Annotated in this window: 5 protein-coding genes and 1 tRNA gene; 4 read left to right on the plus strand and 2 right to left on the minus strand. The window is 64.6% G+C overall.

From position 1 onward, the window contains the following. Positions 1–405: 405 nt before the first annotated feature. Both msuE and EOD07_RS18020 read left to right on the plus strand, forming a co-directional pair. On the plus strand, positions 406–969 hold the full coding sequence (gene msuE, locus EOD07_RS18015; RefSeq protein WP_127236432.1) for an FMN reductase: 564 nt from the start codon (positions 406–408) through the stop codon (positions 967–969). A 267-nt stretch (positions 970–1,236) separates the two neighbouring features. Continuing rightward, positions 1,237–2,643 carry an NAD(P)-dependent oxidoreductase gene (locus EOD07_RS18020; protein WP_127236433.1) on the plus strand — a complete coding sequence of 469 codons (1,407 nt, stop codon included), beginning with the start codon at positions 1,237–1,239 and terminating at the stop codon, positions 2,641–2,643. A 42-nt stretch (positions 2,644–2,685) separates the two neighbouring features. Here the strand turns inward: EOD07_RS18020 and EOD07_RS18025 are convergent. After that, positions 2,686–2,762 (minus strand) — tRNA-Arg (locus tag EOD07_RS18025). A 128-nt stretch (positions 2,763–2,890) separates the two neighbouring features. After that, positions 2,891–4,054 carry a M20 aminoacylase family protein gene (locus tag EOD07_RS18030; protein WP_073988040.1) on the minus strand — a complete coding sequence of 388 codons (1,164 nt, stop codon included), beginning with the start codon at positions 4,052–4,054 and terminating at the stop codon, positions 2,891–2,893. A 231-nt stretch (positions 4,055–4,285) separates the two neighbouring features. Here EOD07_RS18030 and EOD07_RS18035 point away from each other — a divergent pair, with 231 nt between their 5' ends. Together EOD07_RS18035 and EOD07_RS18040 are read left to right on the plus strand one after the other, a co-directional pair. Further along, a complete protein-coding gene (locus EOD07_RS18035; RefSeq protein ID WP_127236434.1) occupies positions 4,286–5,449 on the plus strand; it encodes a D-alanyl-D-alanine carboxypeptidase family protein in 1,164 nt (387 codons plus the stop codon). Between the two features lie 8 nt (positions 5,450–5,457). Next, on the plus strand, positions 5,458–6,199 hold a 742-nt coding region (locus tag EOD07_RS18040), incomplete at its 3' end, for a GTP-binding protein (RefSeq protein ID WP_164772326.1).

Consider the following 6,199-nt stretch of genomic DNA (forward strand, 5'->3'; position numbering starts at 1 on the left):
GGTCGATTTCCTCAATGCCGGGGATTTCATCACCACCGACGGCTGCGACGGCATCCACTTCACTGCTGAGAACAATCGCGATCTCGGCAAGGCGATAGCGGACAAGGTCCGGGAGATCTTCGCGCGCCAGCCCGATCGCAAGGTTGCCTGAGGATTCAAGTATTGCCGCGCATCGGCCCCTCCAGACCGATGCGCGATCGCGGGACCGGCGCGGCACCGCCGGCCCGCAACTTCGGTAAGCCGATGGTGCAGTCTTGCCGCCGTGGAAACCACGAACCAACCAATTCATGGAAAAAATGTTCGAGGCGGGGCCCTCGAAAGGCGGATCGTTCCTTCTAAGGCAGGCTAGAGTCTATAAAAATTATAGACATTAGATTTAGCGCCGGCGTCTCGAGGGAAATGAACATGCCCAATCCAACCGTTGTCGGTTTCTCCGGAAATTTCACCCGGCCGTCGAAGACGCGCGGTTTCGTCGAGCAGGTGGTCAGGGACATCGCGGCGCGCAACAACCTGTCGGCAAGCACCTTTGATATCGAAGACGTCGGACCTTCGCTCGGCAGCGCCAAATGGGCGCGCGATCTCGATCAGCAGGCCCGCGATATTCTCGACAGGGTCGTCAACGCCGACATGCTGGTGGTCGGATCGCCGACCTACAAGGGCAGCTACACCGGCCTGTTCAAGCACTTCTTCGACCTGCTCGATCCGGCCTCGCTGAGAGGCAAGCCGGTGCTGCTGCTCGCAACGGGTGGCGGCGAGCGGCATGCGCTGATCGTCGAGCACCAATTGCGACCGCTGTTCGGCTTTTTCGAGGCGCTTGCCCTGCCCACCGCGGTCTATGCGACGGACAAGGATTTTGCCGACGGCGTCCTGGTTTCGGAAGCGATCCGCAAACGCGCCGCGCAGGCGGTCGACGAGGCAGGCCATGCGCTCTTCCGCCGCGACGCCGGCCTGCGGATCGCGGCGGAATAGCCGAAGCGACCTGTTTGGAGATGCGGTTCTCTCAGATCTCCGTGACGAATTTGGTTCGCAGATAAGCGTCCAGGCCCTCTATTCCGGACTCCGATCCGTAACCGGACTCGGCCAGCTCGCCGACGACGGTCGACCTGTCGCCATTCAGGGCCGACAGGTTCTAGCTTCCTGGGACAAATCTCTCGCTTGCGACCCGGATATGCCGCTTCACGTGGTCCATCGGATAACGGATTGGAGTAGCTGGATATAGCTGCAGGGAAACGCTTCATGACATCAGCCAATATTCTGATCTGCGATTTTGTCGGGCTGCGCTTTGGCGCGGACGGCAATCCCGACCACAGCGAGGTCAAGGCCCATATCGAAGCCAAGGGCGGGGTGTTCCACGAGGCAGGCATCGCCAAGGCCGGTGCCCTCGATCCCGGCAAGCTGCATTTCTTCTATCTGCCGCAATTGAGCACGCGCGAGGAATTGCTGGCCGAGGCCGGCGATGGCCGCTACGACGCCGTCATCGCCGCCGCGACCTTCATTCCGGCCGAGGCCAGGTTCCGCCTCGGCGGCGTGCGCATCGGCGCCGGCACCGGCAATATGGGGTCGGCATCCTGGGGCGGGGGCAGCGGCGAGGGCGGCGAAGCGCCGTTGATGAACACGCCGGGCATCAACAGCCGCGCCACCGCGCAAATGGCCGTGAAGGCGCTGCTGAAAGTCAGGCCGGATCTCCCCGTGGACAAGCTCAACGCCCTGGTTGCCGGCGGGCAGTTCGATACGGGAAAAGACCTGCGCCATTACCCGACCGAGAAGCTCGAAGGCAAAAGACTGGCGGTGATCGGCTATGGCAATATCGGCCGGGAATTCGCCAGGCTCGGCCAGGCTTTCGGTATGCTGGTCATCATCCATGCGCGGCCCCGTCACCGGAAATGGATCGAGGCGGAAGGCTTCGACTATGCCGCGACCATGGAGGACGCGGCGCGCGGCGCCGACGCGCTTTCGGTCCACCTCGGGCTGGGCGCCTTCGATGCCCGCGCGCAACGATACGCCAACGCCGGTCTGATCGGAGATGAAATCCTCTCCCTCCTCAACCCCGGCGCCGTGCTCATCAACTACGACCGCGGCGAATTGGTCGATGTTGCAGCGCTGGAGCGCGCGCTGGCGTCAGGGCGCGTTTCCCATGCGGCGATCGATGCGGACTTGTTCAAGGACGGCGGCACGCTTTCGGGACCGATGCTGCCCTATCTCAGACTGGTCGAGGCCTATGGCCAGCGTCTGGAACTCCTCCCTCACGCCGCGGCCGACACCGACCACCCCTCCCGTGTCGCGGGCGCCCAGCAGGCCGTCGACCAGATCTACGCGGCCATCACCGAGCGTCGCGTCCACAATCTGAAAGGATCGTTGCCTCCAGGCTTCGTCGACATGGGCGCGAAAGTCCCGCCCGGCATCGGCGGCATCACACCTCGGCACCTGGCGGCGCTGGCCGCCGATCGGGACGTGGCCGCCGATCTCGCTCGGTCGAGCGCTGTCGTCGCCGCGTTCTGGGAACGCATCCTGGCCGCATCCGAGCAGGAACGAGCGGCGCTGATCGCTTCGGGAGGCGAAGCATTCGCCGAAGCCGCGAACGGCCTCTCCACGCTTATGCGTGCGCATCATCTTTCAGGGCCGTTCACGTCAGGATCGCTCTGACCCCAGCGCGCGGCGACCTGCTCGCCAAGCCTTTGAAAAACTTGGTGATCCCGACAGGAATCGAACCTGTGACCTACAGATTAGGAATCTGCCGCTCTATCCTACTGAGCTACGGGACCACGCGGCCCGACACATAAACGCTTCGGGCCGGTTCGCCAAGGGGCATGCTGACTCCCCTTGGACTGCAACTCATCTCGGCAGGGCCGAGCCGGCCAAGCCGGATGGCGCCGCCTTCGCCCGCGGGCGCTCAGGCGGCCAACGCTGTTTCGGCCAGCTTCACCCAATAGCTCATGCCGTGCGGGATCACCTCGTCGTTGAAGTCGTAGGCCGGGTGATGCAGGCCGGCCGAGTCGCCGTTGCCGATGAAGATGAAGGCGCCGGGGCGGGCTTCCAGCATATAGGAGAAATCCTCGCCGCCCATCACCGGCTGGATGGCGCGGTGGACATGGCTGTCGCCGGCGATGTCGGCCGCGACGTCGCCCGCAAACGCGGTTTCCTCGGCGTGGTTGAAGGTGACGGGGTAATTGGCGTCGTAATCGACCTCGATGGTGGCGCCGAAGGCCGCGGCGAGGCCGGCGCAGAGCGCGCGGATGCGCTCTTCCGACTTCTTGGCCACTTCCTTCTTCAGCGTGCGCACGGTGCCGGCGATCTCGGCGCTTTCGGGAATGACGTTATAGGCGTCGCCGGCATGGAACTTCGTCACCGACACCACCACGGCCTCGACCGGATCGGTGCTGCGCGAGGCAATCGTCTGCAGCGCGCCGACCAGCTGGCTGGTGATGACGATCGGGTCGATCGTGCCGTGCGGCATCGCGGCATGGCCGCCGCGGCCCTTGACGGTGATGGTGAATTCGGCCGTCGCGGCCATGATCGGGCCGGGTTTGATGGCGAACTGGCCGACAGGCAGGCCCGGCATGTTGTGCATGCCGAACACTTTCTCGATGCCGAAGCGTTCCATCATGCCGTCCTTGACCATCTCGTTGCCGCCGCCGCCGCCTTCCTCGGCCGGCTGGAAGATCACCGCCACGGTGCCGGCGAAATTGCGCGTCTCGGCAAGATATTTGGCGGCGCCCAGGAGCATCGCGGTATGGCCGTCATGGCCGCAGGCATGCATCTTGCCGCGCACGGTCGAGGCCCATGGCTTGCCGGTGATCTCGTCGATCGGCAGCGCGTCCATGTCGGCGCGCAGCCCGATGGTCGGGCCATCGCCCTTGCGGCCGCGGATGATGCCGACGACACCGGTCTTGCCCAGCCCCGTCACCACCTCGTCGCAGCCGAAGGCCTTAAGCTTCCCGGTGACGAAATCGGCGGTCTGGAACACGTCGAAATTCAGCTCCGGTGTCTGGTGCAGATGCCGTCGCCAACCGGCGACTTCTTCCTGCATTTGCGCGGCTCGGTTCAGAATCGGCATGATCGTTCCATCTCTCGGTTGGTCGGCGGCGGTCGGTTCAGAGCCGACGCTCAGCAATTGTGATTGTCAATTGTGATGTCTGGCACTTTGCCATTTTGGCGACACATAGGGTAAATAGCACCGCAACAATGCGGTCCGGGGTGAGGGTCGGCCCGCATTATGCTGGCGATGGGTAACGAAATCTTACGGACCCGGCAGCGATCACGGCAAGAGGCGATTTCGGATTTGATCATGCGGCGAAGGCATTTCCTCAACCTGTTGCTGGCAGGCACGCTGGCGATTGCGGCCTTTGCCGGCGCGGCCCGGGCCAACCCGGTCGTGCTTTTCGACCTCAAGAGCGGGTCCATTCTGGAGCATCAGGACGCGTTCAAGCGCTGGTATCCGGCCTCGCTCAGCAAGCTGATGACGGCCTATGTCACCTTCCGCGCGATCCAGGCAGGCGAAGTGGCGCTCGATTCGCCGATCAAGGTGACGAAGCATTCGGCCGGCGAGCCGCCGAGCAAGATGGGCTTCAAGCCCGGCTCGGTGATGCGGCTCGACAATGCGCTGAAGATGATGCTGGTCAAATCGGCCAACGACATCGCCATGGCCGTGGGGGAGAATATCGGCGGATCGCAGGCCGCCTTCGCCGACCGCATGAATGCCGAGGCGGCCCGGCTCGGCATGGTGGGCACGCATTTCGTCAACCCGAACGGGCTCTATTCGCCGGAACAGTACACGACCGCGCGTGACCTCGCCGTGCTGGTGACGGCGCTGCGCAATGATTTTCCGCAATACGCGCCCTGGTTCTCGATCGAGGGCCTTGCCGTCGGCAAGAAGGCGCTCCCGAACTACAATCTCCTGATCGGCCGCTATCCCGGCGCCGACGGCATGAAGACCGGCTTCGTCTGCTCTTCCGGCTTCAACATGATCGGCTCGGCGACGCGCAACGGGCGCACGCTGGTGGCCGTGGTGCTGGGCGAGAAATCGGCGATCAGCCGCGCCGAAGTGGCGGCAAAGCTGCTCGACCAGGGTTTCGACATGCCGGCCGCCACCTCGACCACCCTTGCCGCGCTCAAGCCCTATGGCGATACGCTGTCGCCCAACGACATGCATGACGAGATCTGCAAGAAGAAGCCGAAGGACGAGCAATCCGAGGCGGCCCCCGAGGTTGCGGCCAAGGATAAGCCGAAATCGCCCTACCAGGTGAAGCTCGATCATCCGACGCTGGTCGCGGTTGGCCTGGGCGGCGCCACGGGGCCAGCGCCGAAGGCGTTCGTCGACCAGGCCGACCAGAACTATGCCGACGTGCCGCTGCCGAGCTGGCGGCCCGACAGGCCGGCGCCGGCCGGCGCCGAGCCGGCGGTGACCGCCGCAGCCGGGGCGCAGGGCGACCAGCCCGCCAAGGCCAACTGAGCTGCGTCATGGACAGCAGCTTTCCCATTCCCGTATCCGTGCTCACCGGTTTCCTCGGCGCCGGCAAGACGACGCTGCTCAACAGGCTGCTCAAGGACCCGGCGCTTGCCGATACGGCGGTGATCATCAACGAGTTCGGCGAGGTGGCGATCGACCATCTGCTCGTCGAGCAGGCGTCCGACGGCATCATCCAGCTTTCCGACGGCTGCCTGTGCTGCACGGTGCGCGGCGATCTGGTCGACACGCTCGCCGATCTCGTCGACCGGCTGCAGACCGGCCGTATCGCGAAACTGGCTCGCGTCGTCGTCGAGACGACGGGCCTTGCCGATCCGGCGCCGGTACTGCAGTCGATCATGGCGCATCCGGCGCTGGTGCAGGCCTTCCGGCTCGACGGCGTCATCACGCTGGTCGACGCCGTCAATGGCGAGGCAACGCTCGATGCCCATGTCGAGGCGGTGAAGCAGGCGGCGGTGGCCGACCGCGTCGTGCTGGCCAAGACCGACCTCGCCGACGCGGCCGAGGTCGAGGCGTTGCGGGCGAGGCTGAAGCAGGTCAATCCGGGCGCAGTCGTGCTCGACATCAACGAGGCCAGCGCCGCGGCGCTGTTCAATTGCGGGCTCTACAATCCCGAAACCAAGTCCGCCGACGTGCGGCGCTGGCTTGGTGAAGAAGCGGCGCATGACCATGATCACCACCATGACCACCATGACGGCGACCATGATGATGATCATCACCACCACCATCATGAGC

This window comes from Mesorhizobium sp. M2C.T.Ca.TU.002.02.1.1, from assembly GCF_003997225.1.